Source organism: Clostridium sp. AF34-10BH, assembly GCF_003478095.1.
Lineage (GTDB): Bacteria > Bacillota > Clostridia > Lachnospirales > Lachnospiraceae > Acetatifactor > Acetatifactor acetigignens.
In genome coordinates, this window is the sequence record NZ_QUEC01000016.1 from 4,197 (window position 1) to 25,723 (window position 21,527).

At 48.0% G+C, this 21,527-nt stretch carries 21 protein-coding genes, 6 tRNA genes, 1 pseudogene and 1 other annotated feature (1 of these 29 only partly in view); of the genes and pseudogenes, 27 read left to right on the forward strand and 1 reads right to left on the reverse strand.

Features of this window, described 5'->3' with window-relative positions; genetic code table 11:
- From DWZ61_RS19935 to DWZ61_RS11470, 27 genes and pseudogenes are all read left to right on the forward strand, one after another.
- A tRNA-OTHER gene (locus DWZ61_RS19935) sits at nucleotides 1–50 on the forward strand; it begins 77 nt to the left of the window's first position.
- Nucleotides 51–168: 118 nt separating this feature from the next.
- A tRNA-Thr gene (locus DWZ61_RS11345) sits at nucleotides 169–241 on the forward strand.
- A 21-nt stretch (nucleotides 242–262) separates the two neighbouring features.
- Nucleotides 263–344 (forward strand) — tRNA-Tyr (locus DWZ61_RS11350).
- Nucleotides 345–400: 56 nt separating this feature from the next.
- Nucleotides 401–474 (forward strand) — tRNA-Met (locus tag DWZ61_RS11355).
- A gap of 32 nt (nucleotides 475–506) precedes the next feature.
- A tRNA-Phe gene (locus DWZ61_RS11360) sits at nucleotides 507–579 on the forward strand.
- A gap of 28 nt (nucleotides 580–607) precedes the next feature.
- Nucleotides 608–680: transfer RNA gene (locus DWZ61_RS11365), tRNA-Lys, on the forward strand.
- A 246-nt stretch (nucleotides 681–926) separates the two neighbouring features.
- Nucleotides 927–1,625, forward strand: a complete 699-nt coding sequence (locus tag DWZ61_RS11370) for an AzlC family ABC transporter permease (RefSeq protein WP_118538576.1) — start codon at nucleotides 927–929, stop codon at nucleotides 1,623–1,625.
- A complete protein-coding gene (locus tag DWZ61_RS11375) occupies nucleotides 1,601–1,921 on the forward strand; it encodes an AzlD domain-containing protein (RefSeq protein ID WP_117466068.1) in 321 nt (106 codons plus the stop codon). Before DWZ61_RS11370 ends, DWZ61_RS11375 begins: the two co-directional genes overlap by 25 nt.
- Nucleotides 1,922–2,028: 107 nt before the next feature.
- Complete coding sequence (locus tag DWZ61_RS11380; protein ID WP_118538578.1) at nucleotides 2,029–3,546, forward strand: peptidoglycan binding domain-containing protein; 1,518 nt, start codon at nucleotides 2,029–2,031, stop codon at nucleotides 3,544–3,546.
- A gap of 52 nt (nucleotides 3,547–3,598) precedes the next feature.
- The gene (locus DWZ61_RS11385; protein ID WP_022312595.1) at nucleotides 3,599–4,165 is read left to right on the forward strand and encodes a hypothetical protein; all 567 of its coding nucleotides are present in this window, start codon (nucleotides 3,599–3,601) and stop codon (nucleotides 4,163–4,165) included.
- A gap of 34 nt (nucleotides 4,166–4,199) precedes the next feature.
- Complete coding sequence (locus DWZ61_RS11390) at nucleotides 4,200–5,639, forward strand: PLP-dependent transferase (RefSeq protein WP_182427055.1); 1,440 nt, start codon at nucleotides 4,200–4,202, stop codon at nucleotides 5,637–5,639.
- A gap of 22 nt (nucleotides 5,640–5,661) precedes the next feature.
- Complete coding sequence (pyk, locus tag DWZ61_RS11395) at nucleotides 5,662–7,083, forward strand: pyruvate kinase (RefSeq protein ID WP_118538582.1); 1,422 nt, start codon at nucleotides 5,662–5,664, stop codon at nucleotides 7,081–7,083.
- Nucleotides 7,084–7,142: 59 nt separating this feature from the next.
- Nucleotides 7,143–7,733 (forward strand): guanylate kinase, encoded by a 591-nt coding sequence (locus DWZ61_RS11400; RefSeq protein ID WP_117466063.1) that lies wholly within the window; start codon nucleotides 7,143–7,145, stop codon nucleotides 7,731–7,733.
- 70 nt (nucleotides 7,734–7,803) lie between these two features.
- Nucleotides 7,804–8,244, forward strand: a complete 441-nt coding sequence (locus tag DWZ61_RS11405) for a YaaR family protein (RefSeq protein ID WP_117466062.1) — start codon at nucleotides 7,804–7,806, stop codon at nucleotides 8,242–8,244.
- Nucleotides 8,245–8,339: 95 nt separating this feature from the next.
- Nucleotides 8,340–9,332: a DNA polymerase III subunit delta' C-terminal domain-containing protein gene (locus tag DWZ61_RS11410; protein WP_117466061.1), complete on the forward strand. Its 993-nt coding sequence runs from the start codon at nucleotides 8,340–8,342 to the stop codon at nucleotides 9,330–9,332.
- 82 nt (nucleotides 9,333–9,414) lie between these two features.
- Nucleotides 9,415–9,683: a binding site (T-box leader), on the forward strand.
- Between the two features lie 232 nt (nucleotides 9,684–9,915).
- A complete protein-coding gene (locus DWZ61_RS11415; protein WP_022152876.1) occupies nucleotides 9,916–10,959 on the forward strand; it encodes a phenylalanine--tRNA ligase subunit alpha in 1,044 nt (347 codons plus the stop codon).
- A gap of 90 nt (nucleotides 10,960–11,049) precedes the next feature.
- Nucleotides 11,050–13,470, forward strand: coding sequence for a phenylalanine--tRNA ligase subunit beta (pheT, locus tag DWZ61_RS11420; protein WP_118538584.1), 2,421 nt, complete (start codon nucleotides 11,050–11,052; stop codon nucleotides 13,468–13,470).
- 169 nt (nucleotides 13,471–13,639) lie between these two features.
- Nucleotides 13,640–14,545, forward strand: a pseudogene (locus tag DWZ61_RS20400) (stage 0 sporulation family protein); the annotation flags it as partial.
- A 466-nt stretch (nucleotides 14,546–15,011) separates the two neighbouring features.
- Nucleotides 15,012–15,749: a tRNA1(Val) (adenine(37)-N6)-methyltransferase gene (locus tag DWZ61_RS11430; protein WP_118538587.1), complete on the forward strand. Its 738-nt coding sequence runs from the start codon at nucleotides 15,012–15,014 to the stop codon at nucleotides 15,747–15,749.
- A 35-nt stretch (nucleotides 15,750–15,784) separates the two neighbouring features.
- Nucleotides 15,785–16,630: a 16S rRNA (cytidine(1402)-2'-O)-methyltransferase gene (rsmI, locus tag DWZ61_RS11435; protein ID WP_022312744.1), complete on the forward strand. Its 846-nt coding sequence runs from the start codon at nucleotides 15,785–15,787 to the stop codon at nucleotides 16,628–16,630.
- A gap of 100 nt (nucleotides 16,631–16,730) precedes the next feature.
- On the forward strand, nucleotides 16,731–16,904 hold the full coding sequence (locus DWZ61_RS19765; RefSeq protein WP_022312743.1) for a DUF6472 family protein: 174 nt from the start codon (nucleotides 16,731–16,733) through the stop codon (nucleotides 16,902–16,904).
- A gap of 432 nt (nucleotides 16,905–17,336) precedes the next feature.
- Nucleotides 17,337–17,750 (forward strand): CidA/LrgA family protein, encoded by a 414-nt coding sequence (locus DWZ61_RS11445; RefSeq protein WP_118538589.1) that lies wholly within the window; start codon nucleotides 17,337–17,339, stop codon nucleotides 17,748–17,750.
- The gene (locus DWZ61_RS11450) at nucleotides 17,751–18,443 is read left to right on the forward strand and encodes an LrgB family protein (RefSeq protein ID WP_117569186.1); all 693 of its coding nucleotides are present in this window, start codon (nucleotides 17,751–17,753) and stop codon (nucleotides 18,441–18,443) included.
- A gap of 60 nt (nucleotides 18,444–18,503) precedes the next feature.
- Nucleotides 18,504–18,689, forward strand: a complete 186-nt coding sequence (locus tag DWZ61_RS11455) for a hypothetical protein (protein WP_022312740.1) — start codon at nucleotides 18,504–18,506, stop codon at nucleotides 18,687–18,689.
- A 12-nt stretch (nucleotides 18,690–18,701) separates the two neighbouring features.
- Nucleotides 18,702–18,956, forward strand: coding sequence for a spore coat protein (locus tag DWZ61_RS11460; protein ID WP_022152866.1), 255 nt, complete (start codon nucleotides 18,702–18,704; stop codon nucleotides 18,954–18,956).
- 245 nt (nucleotides 18,957–19,201) lie between these two features.
- Entirely contained in the window at nucleotides 19,202–19,897 is a 696-nt protein-coding gene (locus tag DWZ61_RS11465; RefSeq protein WP_022312739.1) for a hypothetical protein, read from the forward strand.
- Nucleotides 19,898–19,902: 5 nt separating this feature from the next.
- Nucleotides 19,903–20,433, forward strand: coding sequence for a nucleoside recognition domain-containing protein (locus DWZ61_RS11470; protein WP_347475436.1), 531 nt, complete (start codon nucleotides 19,903–19,905; stop codon nucleotides 20,431–20,433).
- Between the two features lie 75 nt (nucleotides 20,434–20,508).
- On the opposite strand, the gene DWZ61_RS11475 is transcribed toward DWZ61_RS11470, so the two are convergent.
- Complete coding sequence (locus tag DWZ61_RS11475) at nucleotides 20,509–21,456, reverse strand: AEC family transporter (RefSeq protein WP_118504151.1); 948 nt, start codon at nucleotides 21,454–21,456, stop codon at nucleotides 20,509–20,511.
- Nucleotides 21,457–21,527 lie beyond the last annotated feature (71 nt).

Consider the following 21,527-nt stretch of genomic DNA (forward strand, 5'->3'; position numbering starts at 1 on the left):
GCATCTGCCTTACAAGCAGAGGGTCATAGGTTCGAGCCCTATAGGCCCCATTTCTAGTGAAAACGGTTTTAAATGTTACGCCAATGTGACTCAATTCATGACGATTGAGGAGTGAAACGAGTCAAGCGTAGGCAGAACTGCTGATTACAAATCAGCTGTTATGAATACGCCGATGTGGCTCAATTGGCAGAGCAGCTGATTTGTAATCAGCAGGTTATCGGTTCGAGTCCGATCATCGGCTTTATGGAATACAATTCCATATGGATGGATTCCCGAGTGGCCAAAGGGGACAGACTGTAAATCTGCTGCAATTTGCTTCGGTGGTTCGAATCCACCTCCATCCATTTTCTTTTTCAGGAATATTTTTGAAAAGGAAAACATATCATATACAACATAATATCGCGGGGTGGAGCAGTCTGGAAGCTCGTCGGGCTCATAACCCGAAGGTCATAGGTTCAAATCCTGTCCCCGCTACTAAGATCTGAGTTAAAATTCAGATCTAAAATGCCCAGATAGCTCAGTTGGTAGAGCAGAGGACTGAAAATCCTCGTGTCACTGGTTCGATTCCGGTTCTGGGCATTTGTAATATGCAAAAATAAATATTTATGGGATACTAGCTCAGTCGGTAGAGCACTTGACTTTTAATCAAGTTGTCGGGGGTTCGAATCCCCCGTGTCTCATTGCAGAGAGATCAATATACGGTTTGTATATTGATCTCTTTTAATTTATGCGAGCAACGAGCCAAAGTCCGTGCTTGCACGAGACCTTGGCGACTGCTGCGATAACTTGAGAAACTCGCGAAGCGTGTTTCTCATAGTTTTTCCAGGCACAAGAGAACCTATATCAGACCATTGCCTGCACAAGAATGATATGCTAAAATAATTCGTCGGAAACAAAGAAATCAACGAAAGAGATTTAAAATCGAAATGGAAAGTAAAGTAAAAGAACTGCGTTACGCAATCGTACAGTCCATACCAGTCATGCTGGGATATCTTTTCCTGGGATTTGCCTTTGGACTGATGCTGAATGATGCAGGATACGGCTTCTGGTGGGCCTTTTTTATCAGCTTGTTTGTGTATGCGGGAAGCATGCAGTTTGTGTTGGTCACCTTGCTGACGGTGGGAGCAAGTCTGTGGTATACACTGATCATGACGTTGTTTGTCAATGGCAGACACATATTTTACGGACTTTCTTTTGTAGAAAATTTCAAAAAAATGGGTATAACATATCCTTATATGATCTTTTCCCTTACGGATGAGACGTTTTCTCTGTTATGTGATCTGAAAGTTCCTGAGGGAATGCGTGAGGAACGGGTCAGCTTCTACATTTCTCTGTTGGATCATTGCTATTGGATTCTGGGAAGCTGTGTAGGTGCACTGGCCGGAAGTGTCCTGCCAATCGACACTACGGGAATTGATTTTTCCATGACGGCATTATTCACAGTTATAGTAGTCAACCAGTGGATGGATACGAAAGAACATAAACCGGCAGTCATCGGAGGCGTTGTCGGAGTTCTGTGTTTACTGGTACTGGGCGCAGACACCTTTTTATTACCTGCATTGACCATTGCCGCAATCATATTATTAGGAGTTAAGAAAAAATGTTACATTCCGTCGCAATCATAGCAGTTGCAGCTATTGTTACTTTGATCATACGGGCAGTTCCTTTCGTGGCATTTGGTGGAAAGAGAGAGGTTCCGGAAACAGTCACATATCTGGGAAAAGTACTCCCGCCGGCCATTATGGTGATTCTTGTTATTTACTGTGTAAAAGAAATTAATCTGTTTACCGGCAGTCATGGAATTCCGGAATTGTTGTCTATTGCCGTGGTGGCATTGCTTCATATCTGGAAGAAAAATACGTTGCTGAGTATAGCTGTAGGGACCATACTTTATATGATATTAGTGCAAGTAGTATTCTAAAACAGTGTGAAAAGGCTTTTTTTCAGCCTTTTCACACTGTTTTTTTACGAAATTAAATGCTATAATGAGCGCAACAGAAATAAGATGAGGGAGAAACAGAAGATAAAATGGAAACCGATAACAAAGAATTAAAAGAAGAAACAACAAAGAAAGAGGCTGATAAGAAAGAAACGGAGAGCAAAGAGGAAACAAAACAGCCTGTGGAAGAGACAGCGGTACAGAAGAAAAAGAGCAAAAAATGGATTGGTATTGTAGCAGCTGTAGTTGCAGTAATTCTATTGGCATATGGTGGTGTGGCAATTTACTACCAGTCTCATTTCCTGAATCATACTTATATCAATAACAGTGATTGCAGTAATATGACGGCGACAGAGGTAGCGGCGATCATGGATCAGCAGTCACAGCAGTATAGTTTACAGATTCTGGGCAGAGATGAGAACGGTGTGCAGGAAGAGATCGGTACGATCACAGCATCTGAGATTGGAATGTACTGGGTGGATACTTTGAATGCGGCACAGGAGCTTTTGGACAGACAGAATGAATTCCTGTGGATTGAGATGCTGTGGAGTACGCAGAATCATGATGTAGTTCAGGGTGTGTCCTATGATGCAGACAAATTGCAGGAACAACTGGCACAGATGCCTGCACTGCAGAACAAAAATATGATTGCACCGGAAGATGCTTATATCAGTGAATATTCCGAGAAGAACAAGAATTATGAAATCATTCCGGAGACCATGGGAATAGAGTTGAACAACAACCTGGTAGAAGAAGTAGTATCCACAGCAATCATGCAGGGAGATACCACGGTAGATCTGGAGGAGCAGGGCTGTTATGAAACTGCCAAAATAACGGCAGAGGATGCAGCGTTGGTAAAAGCCTGTGATACCATGAATAAATGGGTCAGCGCACAGATCACCTATGACTGGAACGGCAATAAGGTTGTCGTTGACGGAGATACGATCCATGAGTGGATCCAGACGGATAACAAGGATCCCCAACTGGACGAGGAAGCAATCGAGGAATTCGTAGCAGAGCAGGCCAAAGAATACGATACCTATGGCAAAAAGAGAAAGTTTACCACAGTTCAGGGAATTGAGCTTACCTTGCCCAGCGGAGCTTACGGCTGGAAGACCGACCGCGAGGAAGAGGTCAAAGAACTGACAGCTTCTATTGAAAAGGGAGAAAACATCGACAAGGAACCGGTATACAGCAGCAAGGGAGCACAAAAGGGAAGTGACGATATCGGTAATTCCTACGTGGAAATTGATCTGACGAATCAGCATCTTTATCTGTTCCAGAATGGAAGCATTGTATTGGAGACAGATTTTGTATCCGGTAATATGAGCAAAGCGGGCTGCATGACCCCTCCCGGAGTGTTCGGACTGACCTATAAGACAAAAAATGCTGTATTACGCGGTGCGGATTATGAGACGCCGGTAAACTACTGGATGCCTTTTAACGGAAATGTCGGAATGCATGATGCTACCTGGAGAGGAAGCTTCGGTGGAACCATCTATCTGACATCAGGCTCTCACGGTTGTGTCAATCTGCCACTGAATATGGCGGCAGCTATTTATGAATATGTATCTACCGGTTTCCCGGTAGTATGCTATTACTATTAATGCGAATCAGTGTGACTATAGATGATGGGATATTGAGAAGGAAGGCAGTTCTATGAAACAGCGTTCAGCAAAAAAAGTGCAGAAGTGGAAAGAGAGATTTGAAAGAGAACGACAGTTAAGGCAGGAGATCCGGGCGGTAGCACCGGATATTCTGCGTTCTAAGAACTTTCGCTCCACACGTTCACATGTACAGCACGGTAACATGACAGTCAATGATCACAGTATGAATGTGGCAAAATATAGTCTTGCCATCAGCGAGAAGCTGCATATTCCCTGTGAAAAAAAGGATTTGATCCGTGGGGCATTATTGCATGATTACTTTCTGTACGACTGGCACACGCCGGATCATATCAGCCCCCATAAGCTGCATGGCTTTTATCATCCGGGAAGAGCGCTTCACAATGCACAGAAGGAATACCATCTCACTCCCAGGGAAAAAGATATTATAAAAAAACATATGTGGCCGCTAACAATCTCCGCAGTTCCCATGTGTCGTGAAGCCTGGATCGTCACCATGGCAGACAAATGGTGTTCGCTTATGGAGACATTTCATGTACATAAGGGACATGGAGCCCTGATCGAGAAGCTTCGGAAGATTGAAGAGGAGCAGGGAAAATAAAAGGGTGGAAACCCAAAACAGGAGAATGATGGAATTGGGTGAATTATACCGGAGATTAAAAGACTACAGTAAGACAGATTATTATCCTTATCATATGCCGGGACATAAGAGACTGCTTTGTGGAGAATTCCCCCGGGAGATCATGGATATCGACATCACGGAGATTGATGGATTTGATAATCTACATGCTCCAGAGGAAATCCTAAGACGATTACAGGACGAGGCAGCCGGACTGTACGGCGCAGACGAGAGCTTTTACCTTATCAACGGAAGTACCTGCGGGGTTCTGGCGGCAATCAGTGCGGCGGTTCCGAGGGGCGGGCGGATCCTTATGACCAGAGGAGCCCATAAATCTGCGTATCATGCGGCATATCTGAGAAATTTAACAGTTTCTTATCTGTATCCGAAAATGATGGAGGAGTATGATATTTATGATGCGGTAACTCCGGAACAGATCGCAGAGGCATTCAGCCGGGAGCCTGTTCCGGATGCGGTATTTCTGGTGTCACCCACTTATGAAGGCAGGATCGCAGATATAGAGACGATCGCAAAGCTGGTACATAGTAAAGGAATTCCTCTGATCGTGGATGAAGCCCATGGTGCTCATCTGGGACTGGCGGAAGGATTTGCGAAGAACAGCTGCCAGTGTGGCGCGGATCTGGTGATCCACAGTGTTCATAAGACTTTGCCGGCACTGACACAGAGCGCGTTGCTTCATGTCAACGGAAGACTGGTCGACAGAGAGCGTTTGCGCAGGTTTTTGCATATTTATCAGTCCAGTAGTCCATCCTATGTACTAATGGCAGGAATTGACAATGCACTACAGCTGGTAAAGGAGCAGGGAGATTATCTGTTTGCCCGGTTGCAGGTGAATTATCTGAGAATGCTGACAGAACTGTCAGAATGCAGGAACCTTCATTTCTTGCCGCTGGATGCCAGACAGGATATCGGAAAACTGGTGATATTATCTTCAAAGGCAGGTTTGTCAGGACAGCAGATTTATGATATTCTATTAGAGGAGTACCACTTGCAGTTGGAAATGGCAGCTGCAGATCATTGTCTTGCGATGTTCACCATAGGAGACAGTGACGAGGCATACACAAGAATGACGGATGCATTGCTTGCCATCGATCGTGACATATCTGCGGGAAGGTGGCAGACGCAGCCACAGACGGAAGGCGGAGATTCCAGAGAGACATCTCTCTATCACATGCAGCCGGAAGTCATTCTGTCTCTTGCGGATGCATGGGATGCCGAAAAAGAGGAGATTCCTCTGGCACAGGCTGCAGGCAGGATTGCAGGAGATTTTGTGAATCTGTATCCTCCCGGAATTCCGGTGCTGGTACCGGGAGAACAGATCGAAGAGATCCATTGCCGAAAGCTTGCGGAGTATTTCAGAAAGGGTCTGAAGGTACAGGGAGTCACCGAAAAAGACGAATATTGCATTACCGTAGTCAAAAATCAAAAAAAATAGCAGCAGAAAGGATTTAGCCTGTATGAGAAAAACCAAAATTATTTGCACCATCGGTCCGGCCAGTGAGAGTGAGGAGAAATTAAGAGAATTGATGCTTGCAGGCATGAACGTGGCACGTTTTAACTTTTCCCATGGAAGCCATAAGGAACAGCTGGTTAAATACAACAGAGTACTGAAAGTACGAAAAGAACTGGGATTGCCGGTAGCAACTCTGTTGGATACCAAAGGACCGGAGATTCGTCTGCGTGATTTTGAGGGCGGTAAGGTAGAGCTGGTATCCGGTCAGCAGTTTGTCCTGACAACGGAAGAAATCATGGGAACAGCGGAAAGAGCCACTATTTCCTACAAAAATCTGAAAAATGACATCAATGTCGGGAAAACGATCCTGATCGATGACGGTCTGATCGAAATGACGGTAGAAGAGATCAAAGGAGAAGACATTGTATGTAAGGTCATAAACGGCGGTTTTGTATCGAATCATAAGGGTGTCAATGTGCCGGGAGCGATTCTGTCCATGCCTTATATCAGTGAGGTGGATCTGGCAGATATTGTGTTTGGTGTAGAGCACGGATTTGACTTTATCGCAGCTTCCTTTGTCAGAACCAGGGAAGATATTCAGGAAGTGCGCAAGATCGTAGAGGACAGAGGCAGCAAGATCAAGATCATCGCCAAGATCGAGAACATGCAGGGAATCCAGAATCTGGAAGAGATCATTAACGTGGCAGACGGTATCATGGTAGCACGTGGTGACATGGGTGTAGAAATTCCTCTGGAAGAAGTACCTATTCTGCAGAAGAAGATGATCAAGATGGCAGTGGCACAGGGCAAGCATGTAATCACTGCGACCCAGATGCTGGAGTCCATGATCAAGAATCCACGTCCGACCAGAGCGGAGGCAACAGATATTGCCAATGCGATCTATGACGGAACCACAGCCATCATGCTTTCCGGCGAGAGCGCAGCCGGTCTGTATCCGGTAGAGGCTGTTAAGACTATGTCCCGCATTGCGGAGAGAGCAGAGCAGGATATTGACTACCGCGGAAGAATGCAGAGAGTCAAGGAAGACAGACAGGAGACTCCGGATATTACCACGGCAATCTCTTATGCAACCTGTAGCGTGGCATCTGACCTGAAGGCAGCAGCCATCATCACTGTTACCATGTCCGGATTTACCGCGAATATGATCGCACGTTATAAGCCCGGATGCCAGATCATCGGTTGTACATTGGATGAGAAGGTATACCGCCAGTTAAATCTGCTGTGGGGTGTAAAACCTGTCATGATCCAGAAGGAGCGGACCACGGATGCTCTGTTCGAGGAAGCGGTATTCAAGGCAAAGCAGGCCGGTCTGGTGAAAACCGGGGATACGGTTGTCATCACCGCAGGCGTACCTCTGGGCGTGGTAGGTAAGACCGATATGATCCACGTGGTGGAAGTAGAATAAAAACGTACTGTACGGCGGTCAAACAGCCGAAACAGGAGCGGGAAAACGAGAACGCAGATATGGGAAAAATTGTATATCTCATGGGGAAAAGTTCCTCGGGGAAAGATACTGTTTTTAAAGAACTGATGAAAGAGGGCACGATGGATCTGAGGACCATCGTGCCTTATACGACAAGACCGATCCGTGCAGGAGAAGAGAATGGTGTGGAATATTTTTTCACAGATGAGACCGGTTTTCAGACCCTGAGGGAACAGGGGAGGGTCATAGAGGACAGAGCTTATAATACGGTCTATGGCATCTGGCGGTATTTTACAGTGGATGACGGACAGATAGATTTGACCACGAAGAATTATCTCATGATCGGAACACTGGAAGCCTATGAGAAAATGATTGCTTATTTCGGAACAGAAGCTATTTTGCCGGTCTATATTGAGCTGGATGACGGTGTACGCCTGCAGCGGGCACTGGACAGGGAACTGCGACAGGAGAAGCCGAAGTACGAAGAGATGTGTCGCAGATTTCTGGCGGACAGCGCAGATTTCTCCGAAGAAAAGCTGGCGGCAGCAGGGATCCGGGACAGATTCGAGAATACAGATCTGACAAAATGTCTGAAAGATATTACAAAGTACTTAAAAGAAGCCGGAATATAGCCGAAATACTGATAACAGAGAAGAAAAATGCCGGAATAAAGCCGGTAAACAGAGGAAAAGAGGTGGGCGTATGGAAATGAGAGTAAATCAGATACAGCAGCCGGCTCCCGTGGAGCAGGTACAGAACACAGCGCCCACGGACGGCAGCTTCAAATTCATGCTGGCGAGCCATGTGGAGGAAGCAGAACTTCAGGAGCGACTGACGAACCTGATGGCGGAGATCACCACAGAGGGCGAAAAGCTGGCCAAGAAACGGGATGTGAAGGATATGCGACATTACCGTGGGCTGGTCAAGGAATTTCTCAATGAAGTGGTGACCAGATCCCATTCTTTTTCCAGAGAGAACTTCCTGGATCGGAGAGGCCGGCACCGTGTGTATGGCATTATCCGGCTGGTGGATGAGAATCTGGATCAGCTGGCACAGGAACTGATGAAGGATGAAAAAGACAATCTGGCGATCCTGAACAAGATTGGGGAGATCCGGGGACTGTTATTGGATATCTTTACCTGATGAAAAATACAGGAAACGCTTGCGTGATTCGCAAGAAGGCAGTACGATAAAAGCAGGACCAAAAAGACAATAAGATACGGACAGGGGGAATACCAATGGCAACATTTCATGACATCATAGGTCAGGAACAGATTAAAGAGCATTTACAGAACGCCATTTCGGCGAAGAAGATTTCCCATGCTTATATCATCAACGGTGAAAAATCCTCCGGCAAAGAATTTATTGCCAGAGTATTTGCCATGACCCTGCAGTGTGAAAAGGGCGGAACCGAGCCTTGTCAGGAATGCCATTCCTGTAAGCAGGCGCTGTCGGACAACCAGCCGGACATTATCTATGTCAGCCATGAGAAGCCCAATACCATCAGCGTAGATGATATTCGTGCGCAGATCAACAACGATATCGCCATCAAACCTTACAGCAGCCCGTATAAGATCTATATTATGAACGAGGCAGAGAAGATGACGCCCCAGGCGCAGAATGCAATCCTGAAAACGCTGGAGGAACCGCCTGAGTATGCAGTGATCATGCTGTTGACTTCTAACGTGAATTCTCTGCTGCCGACGATCCTCAGCCGTTGCGTGGTACTGAACATGAAGCCGGTAGCCGATGAACTGGTGCGTAATTATCTCATGCATCAGCTGCAGGTGCCAGATTATAAGGCAGAGGTCTGTGTGGCATTTGCCAGAGGTAATATCGGCAAGGCGAAATCTCTGGCGTCCAGTGAGGACTTCGATAATATTAAGAATGAAGCGTTGTCGCTATTGAAATATATTCAGGATATGGATCTGAGTGAGATCACCGCAGCGATCAAAAAGATCACGGAATATAAGCTGCAGATCAATGATTATCTGGATCTCATCGCAATCTGGTACCGGGATGTGCTCCTGTTCAAGGCAACCAGTGATGTGAACCATCTCGTTTTTCGTGAAGAGATCAGTGCCATCCGCCGCGTGGCCCAGCGCAGCAGCTATGAGGGAATCGAGGAAGTCATCGAAGCCCTGGATAAGGCCAAGAGACGTCTGGATGCTAATGTAAACTTTGATCTGACGATGGAACTTTTGATGCTGGAGATCAAAGAGAACGGATAAGACAGAGGCAGCCAAGGCAGTAGAGAGACTTCTGTGAATTAAGACCTTGACATTTCCGCTATTCCGGTATTATCATATCAAAGTAAAGGCAATGAACGTGCACAGTAAGATTCTTTTTTCCTGACAGAGAGGGAAGTTCACCGGCTGAAAAGCTTCCTGAGGTTCAAGCAGAATCGAAATTCCCACGCGAGCCGCATACCGGAAGAATGGAAGATTTGGTAGGGTATGACGTTTCCTCACTCGTTACGTGAGTTAAGAGTCTTATCGTGAATGTAAAGATAGCTTCAAGAAGTTTTCATTTTTCACATAAGGAATTTGGGTGGTACCGCGGATATAAAATTCGTCCCAATGGGGTGAATTTGTATGCGCGGTTTTTTGTAACTATTCAGAGCCAATGGCGAAGCAGCCTCAATGAGCAGAGAACAGGTAAGCCTGTTCTCCAAGTAAGCATCGCAGATGCGATTTTGCGAATGAGGCTCTGAATAGTTACAATATGAAAATGCAATACACACCCAGGCACAAGTAAAAACACGTGTGCAACAAGGCACAGTGTGCAGAATAGCACACAGAAATGAGGAGTAAGATGGCAGATTTAAACGAATTGAATGAAAAAGTCGAACAGATCAAAGCCGACATCCGGGAACAACTGGAAAAGATTGAGAATACCAAGGGTGTCTACGAGTACAAGAAGACCATTCTGGACAAGAACGGTATTATCGGCGGTCTGATGAAGCAGATGGGTTCCGTACCCAAGGAAGAGAAAGCTGACTTCGGTAAGAAAGTCAATGAACTGAAGAACTGGGCCAGCGAGCATTTTGACGAGCTGAATACGAAGTTAAAAGAAAAAGAGATGGAGCTGCGCTACGAGAGTGAGAAGATCGATATCTCCATGCCGGCAAAGAGCCGTAAGACCGGTAATCTGCATCCTGTAACTCAGGTGCGTAACCAGTTAATCGACATTTTCGCATCCATGGGCTTCAGCGTATATGAAGGTACTGAGATCGAGACCGATTATTACAACTTCACCGCACTGAATACCCCGCAGGATCACCCCGCAAGAGACATGCAGGATACCTTCTACCTGTCTCCGGAATTTCTGCTTAGAACCCAGACCTCTGCAGGTCAGGTACACGTTATGGAGAGCCAGAAGCCTCCCATCAAGATCCTGAGCCCCGGTAAAGTATTCCGATCCGATGATGATGCGACCCATTCTCCCATGTTTACCCAGATGGAAGGTCTCGTAGTAGACAAGACCATCACTCTGTGCGACCTGAAGGGTATGCTGGAAGTACTGGTACAGAAAATCTTCGGTGAAGGTACCACCACAAGACTGCGTCCTTCTTACTTCCCGTTCACCGAGCCTTCCGTAGAGGTGGATGTCAGCTGCTTCGCCTGCGGAGGCTGTGGCTGTCGTCTGTGCAAGGGTACCGGCTGGATCGAAGTACTGGGTGCAGGTATCGTGAATAAGAAGGTACTGGAGAACTGTGGCATTGATTCCGAGGAGTACAGTGGACTGGCATTCGGTATCGGTATTGAGCGTCTGGCAATGTTAAAGTACGGTATTAACAATATCAAACTGTTATATCAATCTGATATGAGAGTACTGGATCAGATCAATGATGACTAAGATCACGGAAATATGATTTTAGAACAGTAGCAATGCAAGGAATAGTACGAGAGGACGTCGTAAAAGACGACGCCGAAGGAGGTAAAAGATATGTTAGTACCACTTAGTTGGTTAAAAGAATATGTAGATATTGATGTAGAAGCCAAGGAACTGGAGGAAAAGTTATTTTCCTGCGGATTTGAGGTAGAGGAATCCTATGAAGCAGGCAAGGATATCAGTGGTGTGGTCGTAGGTCTGGTAGAAGAGTGTGAGCCGATCCCTGAGACCCACTTACATGTATGTAAGGTAAACGTAGGAGGCGCAGAGCCCCTGCAGATCTGCTGTGGTGCAGATAACGTACACGCAGGCGGCAAATACCCCGTAGCACTGGAAGGTGCGCAGGTATATGCTACCGCAAAAGATCATGTGACCATCGAAGGTACCATGAAGATCAAAAAAGGCAAGCTTCGTGGCTATGAGTCCTGCGGTATGCTGTGTTCCGGTACTGAGCTGGGACTGAACGAGGATCTGTATCCCGGCGCTGGCTACAACGGATTGCTGGTACTGCCGGAGGATGCTGAGGTCGGTGCGGACGTAAAGCCCCTGTTACAGTTGGATGACTGGATCTTCGACATTGCCATTACCGCCAACAGACCGGACTGCGAGAGCATCTTCGGTATTGCCAGAGAAGTAGCGGCTATCCTGAATAAGCCTGTGAAGACTCCGGCACTGGATTATACTGAGAGCGGCATTACCAAGGACGGATTTACCGTAACCGTGGATGCTCCGGATCTGTGCCCCAGATATATCGCACACTATGTAACTGATGTGAAAATCGGCGAATCCCCCGCATGGATGAAGAGACGTCTGGCACTGGTGGGCATCGGTTCTATCTCCAATGTTGTAGATATCACGAACTACATCTTAAAAGAGCTGGGGCAGCCTATGCACGCATTTGATTCTTCTTACATTGAAGGCAATGCCATTCATGTAAGACGTGCCCATGACAAGGAAAAGATCATGACCCTGGATGAAAAAGAGTTTGAATTAAACGAAAATAACCTCGTTATCTGCGATGGCGTAAAGCCCGTAGCTTTAGCCGGTATCATGGGTGGTTTGAACTCCGAGATCCGCGACACCACAGAGGCTGTCATCTTCGAGTCCGCAAAATTTGCAAGAGACAATATCCGCAAGAGCTCCAGAGCACTGGGACAGTCTTCCGATTCCTCCCAGAGATATGCCAAGGGTGTGGATGAGTATGCTACCGTTATGGCCAGCAAGAGAGCACTGCATTTGATCGAGGAGCTGGGCTGCGGTAAAGTATCCTCTACTCACGTAGAAGTCAGCACCGGCAACTCCATCGAGCCTGCCGAGATGAAGGCAAGCATCAAGAAAGTAAATGGTGTACTGGGTATTGAAGTACCTACCGCTGATATTGAGAGAATCTTAAAATCCCTGAACTTCCAGCCCGTAATTAACGGTGACGAACTGACCATTCAGGTACCCGCATATCGTGAAGATATGGAATCCTATCCCGATATTGCAGAGGAAGTGATCCGTATGTATGGTTACGACCATGTGACGCCTACTTTCCTGAAGGCAGCAGCCGTAACCAGCGGCGGTATGAATATAAAGCAGAAGACAGAGCTTAAGATCAAGAGAGCACTGTGTGCACAGGGCGCATTTGAGGGTGTACATTATTCCTTCTTCTCTCCTTCCGATCTGAATCTGTTAGGCCTGCCTGAGGATGCACCGGAGAGAAAGGCCATCCGTCTGATCAACCCGATCAACGAGGATCTGTCTCTGATGCGTACCACTCTGGCTCCCCAGATGATCCATGCCATTGCCCGTAACCAGAAGAACGGTTGTCTGGAAGGCAGAGTATATGAGATCGGCAATAAATTCATCCCTAAGGATCTGCCGCTGACCGAGTATCCCGATGAGAGAGAGACCATCTGCATCGGTATCTGGGGCAAGGAAGAGAATTTCTTCACTCTGAAAGGTCTGGTAGACACCGTAGCAGAGACTCTGTTCATTGATTTCGAATATGTAGAGGACAAGAAGACCTTCCTGCATCCTTATCGTACTGCAAAGATTCTGTACAACGGCGAAGAGATCGGCTACCTGGGTCAGCTGACCTACGAGATCCAGAAGGAAGAAGATATGCGTGAATCCGCATACATCGCAGAGATCGATCTGAAAGCCCTGCGTCCCGTATACGGCAAGGTTCCTACCTTCGCACCGATCTCCAGGTTCGCCAAGGAGACCAGAGACCTGGCACTGGTAATGAGCAAGTCCGTTACCTGTGGCGAGGTAGAGAAGGCCATCGCGGAAGCCAGCAGCTTCGTGGAGTCCGTAGAACTCTTCGATGTCTATGAGGGATTACAGGTGGGACCCGAGAAGAAGTCCATGGCCTTCACCGTAACCTTTGCCCCGAAGGAGGAAGAATTCACCACAGAGGCAGTGGACGGCTACGTGAAGAAGATTCTCAAGAACCTGAACAATAAGCTGGGTGTGGAACTCAGATCCTAAAGCGGTAAGCGATAGAAGAAATAGAGTAGTCATTTTCGAAAAGATATGATAAAATAGCAGTTGCAGGCGCATTTCGCGCAGGCAGCTGCTATTTTGCGATGGGGTGCTGAATAGCTACGTTATTTTAATTTATTAGAAGATGCCACCGGCATCAGTGAGGTAGATAGATATGACAAAAGTAATTGGTGTAAGATTTCGTACAGCGGGCAAGGTATATTTCTTCGATCCGCTGCAGCTTGAGATAAAGAGAGGCGACCACGTGATCGTGGAGACCGCCAGAGGTATTGAGTTCGGCACGGTCGTTGCGGGAGTGCATGAAGTGGAGGATGACAAGGTGATCCAGCCGCTGAAGCCTGTGATGCGGATCGCCGGAGAGAGAGATATCGAGCAGGAGGCTGCCAACAAGGAGAAGGAAAAGGAAGCCTTCAAGATCTGTAAGGAGAAGATTTTAAAGCACGGTCTGGAAATGAAGCTGATCGATGCGGAGTATACGTTTGATAACAATAAGGTATTATTCTATTTTACAGCAGACGGACGTATCGACTTCCGTGAACTGGTAAAGGATCTGGCAAGTGTGTTCAAGACCCGTATCGAGCTGCGTCAGATTGGTGTCCGTGATGAGACAAAGATCCGTGGTGGTATCGGCATCTGTGGACGGCCTCTGTGCTGCCACAGCTATCTGTCGGATTTCGTACCGGTATCCATCAAGATGGCGAAGGAGCAGAATCTGTCCCTGAATCCGACGAAGATCTCCGGAGTCTGCGGCAGACTGATGTGCTGTTTGAAAAATGAGGAAGACACTTACGAGGAACTGAACCGCAAGCTTCCCGGTGTGGGCGACTATGTCCAGACGGCGGACGGACTGCACGGCGAGGTACAGAGCGTCAACGTACTGCGCCAGCTGGTCAAGGTGCTGGTAGAAGTCGGCGACGAGAAGGAACTGAAGGAGTACGCGGCAGACACGTTACAATTCAAGAGACGCCGCGGCAAAAAGGGCGGTCAGGAACTGTCTAAGGAAGAACAGAAGGAACTCGAGAAGTTAGAGGAGATCGAGGAGAAGGAAGAAGCGGAAGAACGCGCAGAAAAACGTGCGGAGCAGCGTCAGGACCGCAGAGAGCAGAGAACTGACGGAGAGAATCGTGGTGACAACCGTGGAGAAAACCGCAGACGCGACGGACGCAGGGACGACAACCGCAGAAATAATAACCGCGGGGAAAATAACCGTAACGGCGAGAATCAGAACCGCAATGACAACCGTGGTGGTGACAATGGCAACAAAAGTGAGAACCGCAGGGATAATAATCGAGGTGACAGACGCCGCGAGAACCGTCCCCAGAACCGTCCGGACCAGGTAAGGGACAATGCACAGAGAGCAGATCAGTTCCGTCCCGCCAGCCAGACACAACAGGAAGGTGGTAACGGTCAGGAAGGCGAGCGCAGAACTCAGAGGGACAATTCCTTCCGCAGACGACCGAGACACGGCGGCAGAAGAGACGGCAACAACGGTAATAACGGTAACGGAAGAAAACCGGAGAACACGAATGAAGGTTGAACTGAGGGATAAAGAACGAATTGATGACCTTCAGCGGAACGGTTATCAGATCATACAGAATCGGGAGAAATTTTGTTTCGGTATGGATGCGGTGCTTCTGACAGGATTTGCCCATGCCAGAGAAAGGGATACGATGCTTGACCTTGGCACAGGCACCGGGATCATCCCGCTTCTGATGGAGGCAAAATACCACTGTTCTCATCTCACCGGACTGGAAATCCAGGAGGAGAGCGCAGATATGGCGAGACGCAGCGTGGCACTGAATGACCTGCAGAATCGCATTGACATCGTGACAGGAGACATCAAGGAAGCAGACCAGATTTTCCCGGCTGCTTCCTTTGACTGTATTACCTGCAATCCTCCGTATATGATCGGACAGCATGGATTGACGAACCCGGAGGAACCAAAAGCAATCGCCAGACACGAAGTGCTCTGCACGCTGGAGGATGTGGTCAGCAGGACAGCAAAACTGTTAAAGCCCGGCGGACATTTTTACATGGTACATCGCCCTTTTCGGCTGGCGGAGATCATGACCATGCTGGTAAAATACAAGCTGGAGCCGAAACGGATGCAGCTGGTATATCCCTATATCGACAAGGAGCCCAATATGGTGCTCATCGAGGCGGTGCGAGGCGGCAGATCACGCATGACCGTGGAAAAGCCACTGATCGTGTACCAGGCGCCGGGAGTATATATGCCGGAAATATATGATATATATGGATATTAAAAAGGGAAAGTGATTTGGAAAGGAGGCAGGAGCTCATGCCCGGAACTTTATATTTGTGTGCGACGCCTATCGGAAATCTGGGTGATATGACACCGCGGGTGGTGGAGACCCTGCAGACGGTGGATGTGATCGCGGCGGAGGATACCCGTAACAGTATCAAGCTGCTGAATCATTTCGACATCCACACACCTATGACCAGTTACCACGAGTACAATAAAGTAGAAAAAGCGCACCAGCTGGTAGGACAGCTGTTAAACGGACAGAACATTGCGTTGATCACTGATGCCGGTACCCCGGCGATCTCCGATCCCGGTGAAGTACTGGTGCGGATGTGCCAGGAGCAGAGCGTTCCCGTCACTTCTCTGCCGGGTCCGGCAGCATGCATTACGGCGCTGACTTTGTCGGGACTCAGTACGAGAAGGTTTTGCTTTGAAGGATTTCTGCCTGCAGATAAAAAGGAAAAGAAAATGATCCTGGAGGAACTGAAGACCGAGAGCCGTACCATGATCCTCTATGAAGCTCCCCATCATCTGATCCGGACACTGGAGGAACTGTATGCGGCACTGGGGGAGCGGCGGATCACGTTGTGCCGTGAACTGACCAAGAAGTTCGAGACCGTATTCCCCACCACTTTGGAAAAGGCGTTGGATTACTACAAGACAGAGGAGCCCCGCGGGGAATATGTCCTGGTAGTGGAAGGGAAAAGTCCGAAAGAGAAACGACAGGAAGAGATCGCATCCTGGGAATCCATGAGCATTGAAGAACATATGGCTTATTACGAAGAGCAGGGCATGGATAATAAATCCGCCATGAAGCAGGTGGCAAAAGACAGGGGTGTCGGAAAACGGGAAATCTATCAGTACTTGCATGGCAACTCATGAAACAGTGAAAATACCATAATGAAACCGAAGCAAAACAGACAAAAGCATATGAGGATAGTGTAGGATACATCCATGAAAGGCATATGCGGAGAGAGGGAAAATGACTAATTGTGACGCTTGTGTCAATTATGAATATGACGAAGACTATGAATGCTATTGCTGCATGGTGAATCTGGATGAAGATGAAATGTACCGCTTTTTATCCGGAACACAGCAGGAATGTCCCTACTTCCGACTGGATGACGAATATGCGGTGGTAAGACACCAGATGTAAGGTAAAAATTCACGAAAGCAAGGTCAAAAAGTCTACTCAAATGGTAGAGAATGCTGATTGTGAAAGTAAAAACCGAGTAGTATAATACGAAGTTGCGTGCTGAAAAATAGTGCGCAGCTTCTTTTGTTTGTGTGCAATATAATGATGATGCCAGGGCCAAAAGGTCTAAGCCCACATGAGCTTGCTCATAGGTGGGTGAAAGACCTTAGGACCCGCCCTGATATGAGCATAAAAGTGGGATGATAATCCCACGATATGCGAATATTGGGTAGGGTGCTATGTGCCAGTGGCACATGTCTAGCACGGACCGAAGCGGAGCGGAGACGTGGGAGTGCGTAGCACGGAGCAATCCGTAGGCATCAAAGTCGGGGGCTTTTGACCCCGACATCAAAGAAATGAAATACTAAAGTTAACAGGTAGGGTGACAATATCATGAAATATGTGAAACAATTTTCGATTATCCTGGGAATCTCCTTTCTGGCAGAGCTTCTGGAGATCCTGATCCCACTTCCCATCGCAGCCAGCGTTTATGGTCTGGTGATCATGCTGGTGGGGCTGATCACGAAGCTGATCCCACTGGAAAAGGTGGAGACCGCAGCGGATTTCCTCGTGGATGCCATGTCCATTATGTTCGTGCCCGCTACCGTGGGAATCATGGCAAGTGTGGATGCTTTAAAAGAGATGTTGCTTCCCATCTGCGTGATCACGGTGGTATCCACGGTACTGATCATGATCGTGACAGGCCGGGTATGCCAGCATATTATCCGGGGGCAGAAAAACAAAGGTGCCGCAGCCATGCAGATGGTCGGAACCAAAGCTGCCGCAGATGATAAGGAGGACAGATAAATGAATGAAATATTGAGTCAGTCCATATTTTTTGGCATTGCCATTACACTGGTCACATACGAGATCGGTCTGTGGATCAAACAGAAGACTGGAAAAGCCATTGCCAATCCCTTACTGATCTCCGTAATCCTGATCGTGGCAGTATTGTTATTGTTCCATATAGATTATGAGACCTATGCAAACGGTGCGCAATATATCAGTATTTTCCTGACTCCGGCAACGGTCAGCCTGGCAGTGCCTCTGTATCGTCAGCTGGAGCTGTTAAAGACTTATCCCAAGGCCATTTTCGGCGGAATCATCGCCGGCGTGCTGACTGCCATGGTGAGCGTTTTTGCTTTAAGCCTGATGTTCGGTCTGAATCATGAGCAGTATGTAACGCTTCTGCCGAAGTCCATTACCACGGCTATCGGTATGGGGATTTCTGAAAAAATGGGTGGGATCGTGACCATTACCGTAGTTGTCATCATTGTCACCGGAATCTTAGGTAATATTCTGGCAGATACGATCTGCCGCCTGTGTAAGATCGAGGATCCTATTGCCAAAGGTCTTGCCATCGGTACCAGTGCTCATGCGCTGGGAACTGCAAAAGCCATGGAACTGGGTGAGATCGAAGGCGCCATGAGCAGTCTGTCCATCGTGGTCTGCGGTATTTTGACCGTGATTTCGGTATCTATTTTTGCAAACTTTATCTAGTATAGAAAAAAATATCCTGCGCATACTAACCTCGCAAATAAGAAAAAGGAGGTTAACAGCATGAGTGATATTTCAGAATTAGATCTGCAGAATCTGCGCCATCTGATCGGCGGTTTTGACACGACCCATTGCAAAATGCAGGAGTACGCCAAGGAAGCGGAGGACCCGAAGGTAAAACAGTTTTTTGAAAAGGGTGCTCGCAGCGCGATGGAGAACAAACAGCAGCTTATGAAGTTTTTGCAGTAAGGAGGCAGCAGAATGCAGGAAAAGACAATGGTAGCAGATACTCTGGCCGGAATCAACGGCGAGCTGACCCGTTATGCGGGAATGATCGCCCAGTCGGAGAATAAGGAGTTAAAACAGACACTGAAGCAGTTCCGTACGGCCTGTGAGCAGTCCCAGGAGGAACTGTACCAGATCGCCAGAGAGAAGTCTTATTATGTGCCGGCGGAGAAAGCCACCGCAGAAGAAGTGGCACATGTGAGAAGCCTGTTCACACAGGGAACTCTGTAGATCCGAAGGTAATAAATATAACTTATAAATGTAGTTTAGAGTAAATCTCCCGGAGAATTTATTCCCGGGAGGTTTATTTTAGTGCACCTGATAAGAAGCGTTGAATCTGGCAGGGAGCACTGCCCGCAAGGCTCATTTTGCATGTGACATCCCGTCGGGAGCAACGTGCAAAGGTGACCTGTGCCGCATAGGACATACCGCTGCCCGCATATAGTGAAACGAAGGAATAGCAGGCGGTTTATGAGATGCTTAACTATATCTGGGCAGGAATGATCCTGTTAGGCGTGATCTATGGTGTCTGTACCGGGCAGATGAGCGCACTGACGGGAGGCGCGTTAGACAGTGCCAGAGAGGCCGTGAGCCTCTGCATCACAATGGCGGGGGTCATGGCATTGTGGATGGGACTGATGGAGATCGCGCAGGAGTCTGGAATGATCGCGAAAATGACAAAAGGGATTCGCCCCTTTCTGAAATTCATGTTCCCCAGGCTCCCGGAGGATCACCCGGCAGGGGAATACATAACCACGAATCTCATTGCTAATGTCCTGGGGCTTGGCTGGGCCTGCACGCCGGCTGGATTAAAGGCCATGGAGCAGCTGGCGGAGCTGGAGAAACAGAGGGCAGAACAGCGACGGATAGAGCAGCAGAGGATGCAGCCTGTGAACAGGCAGTTACGACCAGTGGCAGGGCAGGGGACGGAGAAGGGACGACAGGGATCGGAGGATCGGCGGTATGGAGCAGAGGCCACGGCAGCCAGCAACGAAATGTGCACCTTCCTGATTCTGAATATTTCATCCTTACAGCTGATCCCGGTCAATATGATCGCCTATCGCAGCCAGTACGGCAGCGCCAATCCGGCGGTGATCATTGCTCCGGCGCTGGTGGCCACACTGTTCAGTACGATCATTGCCATCATTTACTGTAAATGGAAGGACAGGTGAGGATCATGATGAACACATTGACACACATGTCAGATATTATGATTCCCATGGTGATTTTCTGGATCGTGGGTTATGGGATGGTCTCGGGGGTGAAGGTCTATGAGACTTTTTTGAAAGGGGCCAAAGAGGGCCTGCGCATCGTTGTGGAGATCCTTCCGACACTGGTAGGATTGATGATGGCAGTGGGGATTCTCAGGACCTCCGGCTTTTTTGACCTGCTGGGGCATCTGATCGGACCTGCCACACAGGCGGTGGGACTTCCGGCACAGCTGATACCGCTCCTCATTGTGAAAATGTTCTCTTCCTCTGCGGCAACCGGGCTGGTACTGGATATTTTTAAGACCTGTGGGCCGGATTCTTATGCCGGGATGCTGACTTCGATCCTCATGAGCTGTACCGAGACTATTTTTTACACCATGAGCGTGTATTTTCTGGCAGCAAAAGTAACAAAAACCCGCTACACGCTGCCGGGGGCATTGCTGGCAACGTTAGCGGGAACAGTGGCAAGTATTTTCCTTGCGGGAAAAATGGGATGATAATCCCACGATATGCGAATATTGGGTAGAATTGTGAGAGTGCGCAGCACGGAACAATTCGTGGGCATCATATAACTAAATCAACTGCAAGCTTCGCAAAATGAACAAGAACACCGTCAGGGTGATGGAACTTAAAAAAGTGGTGGCTACGACCACACTGGAAGTCAAAGTTCCTTCGTGGTTCATGTTTTTCGCCATGATATAACAGCTTACAGTGGTGGGAGAGCCCAGCATAATGAGGATCGCCACCAGTTTTTCTCCGGTGAAGCCGAAATACACGGCCAGTGGCAGAAACAGAGCTGGCCATATTACCAGCTTTAACACGGTTGCCACTCCGGTGGGGGCTAAAAGCTTTAAGGCTTTTTTACCCTCGAATCCGGCACCGAGGCCGATCAGGGCCAATGGGGTTGCCAACACGGCGATATTGCTGATGGTCTTCGAGATGATCACGGGATAACTGATCCGGCAGGCGCTGGACAACATACCCAGGGCGATACTGATAATGATCGGATTCGTGATGATCCCTTTTAAGGATTTCAGCAGGGATTCTTTATCGAAGCCCTTCGCGTCCGGTCCGGTGAAGGACAGGATCAGTACGGCAGCGATATTGTACAGGGGAACCGTACCTACGATCATCAGGGGAGCCATGCCGGAGTTTCCGTAGATGTTCTGTATAAAGGCGATACCCAGGACAGCGGCACTGCTTCGATAGCTTGCCTGGACAAGCTCTCCCAGGCGGGATTTGTTCTTATAAAAAATGCCTGCCACGACCCAGGTGATGACGATGCAGAACAGGGTCACGAAGAAGCAGAACAGCACGTAACCGGTATCCCATACACTGTAAAAATCTGCAGTGGACATGTCCTTGAACAAAAGTACGGGCAGGGTGATTTTATAATTGAATGAATTCAGGGTTTTGACAAAAGAGTCGTTGGTAACATGCAGCTGCTGTAAAACATAACCGATCACCATGACCAGGAATACGGGAATCGTTGCATTGAGACTGAATAATAGTTGTTCCATGGGAATTTGTATGCCTTTCTGTTATCGGAAGCGGAATATAGGAAGTGAAAAGCCCCTCTCCTTTTGCAAGT

What these genes read in the sequence shown, in the direction of transcription:
- DWZ61_RS11460 (WP_022152866.1), top strand. Translation starts at nt 18,702, where the DNA reads ATGCAGGAAAAGACAATGGTAGCAGATACTCTGGCCGGAATCAACGGC.
- DWZ61_RS11405 (WP_117466062.1), top strand. Translation starts at nt 7,804, where the DNA reads ATGGAAATGAGAGTAAATCAGATACAGCAGCCGGCTCCCGTGGAGCAG.
- DWZ61_RS11385 (WP_022312595.1), top strand. Translation starts at nt 3,599, where the DNA reads ATGAAACAGCGTTCAGCAAAAAAAGTGCAGAAGTGGAAAGAGAGATTT.
- DWZ61_RS11370 (WP_118538576.1), top strand. Translation starts at nt 927, where the DNA reads ATGGAAAGTAAAGTAAAAGAACTGCGTTACGCAATCGTACAGTCCATA.
- pyk (WP_118538582.1), top strand. Translation starts at nt 5,662, where the DNA reads ATGAGAAAAACCAAAATTATTTGCACCATCGGTCCGGCCAGTGAGAGT.
- DWZ61_RS11430 (WP_118538587.1), top strand. Translation starts at nt 15,012, where the DNA reads ATGAAGGTTGAACTGAGGGATAAAGAACGAATTGATGACCTTCAGCGG.
- rsmI (WP_022312744.1), top strand. Translation starts at nt 15,785, where the DNA reads ATGCCCGGAACTTTATATTTGTGTGCGACGCCTATCGGAAATCTGGGT.
- DWZ61_RS19765 (WP_022312743.1), top strand. Translation starts at nt 16,731, where the DNA reads ATGACTAATTGTGACGCTTGTGTCAATTATGAATATGACGAAGACTAT.
- DWZ61_RS11450 (WP_117569186.1), top strand. Translation starts at nt 17,751, where the DNA reads ATGAATGAAATATTGAGTCAGTCCATATTTTTTGGCATTGCCATTACA.
- DWZ61_RS11415 (WP_022152876.1), top strand. Translation starts at nt 9,916, where the DNA reads ATGGCAGATTTAAACGAATTGAATGAAAAAGTCGAACAGATCAAAGCC.
- DWZ61_RS11475 (WP_118504151.1), bottom strand. Translation starts at nt 21,456, where the DNA reads ATGGAACAACTATTATTCAGTCTCAATGCAACGATTCCCGTATTCCTG.
- DWZ61_RS11380 (WP_118538578.1), top strand. Translation starts at nt 2,029, where the DNA reads ATGGAAACCGATAACAAAGAATTAAAAGAAGAAACAACAAAGAAAGAG.
- DWZ61_RS11410 (WP_117466061.1), top strand. Translation starts at nt 8,340, where the DNA reads ATGGCAACATTTCATGACATCATAGGTCAGGAACAGATTAAAGAGCAT.
- DWZ61_RS11445 (WP_118538589.1), top strand. Translation starts at nt 17,337, where the DNA reads ATGAAATATGTGAAACAATTTTCGATTATCCTGGGAATCTCCTTTCTG.
- DWZ61_RS11455 (WP_022312740.1), top strand. Translation starts at nt 18,504, where the DNA reads ATGAGTGATATTTCAGAATTAGATCTGCAGAATCTGCGCCATCTGATC.
- DWZ61_RS11375 (WP_117466068.1), top strand. Translation starts at nt 1,601, where the DNA reads ATGTTACATTCCGTCGCAATCATAGCAGTTGCAGCTATTGTTACTTTG.
- DWZ61_RS11400 (WP_117466063.1), top strand. Translation starts at nt 7,143, where the DNA reads ATGGGAAAAATTGTATATCTCATGGGGAAAAGTTCCTCGGGGAAAGAT.
- pheT (WP_118538584.1), top strand. Translation starts at nt 11,050, where the DNA reads ATGTTAGTACCACTTAGTTGGTTAAAAGAATATGTAGATATTGATGTA.
- DWZ61_RS11470 (WP_347475436.1), top strand. Translation starts at nt 19,903, where the DNA reads ATGATGAACACATTGACACACATGTCAGATATTATGATTCCCATGGTG.
- DWZ61_RS11465 (WP_022312739.1), top strand. Translation starts at nt 19,202, where the DNA reads ATGCTTAACTATATCTGGGCAGGAATGATCCTGTTAGGCGTGATCTAT.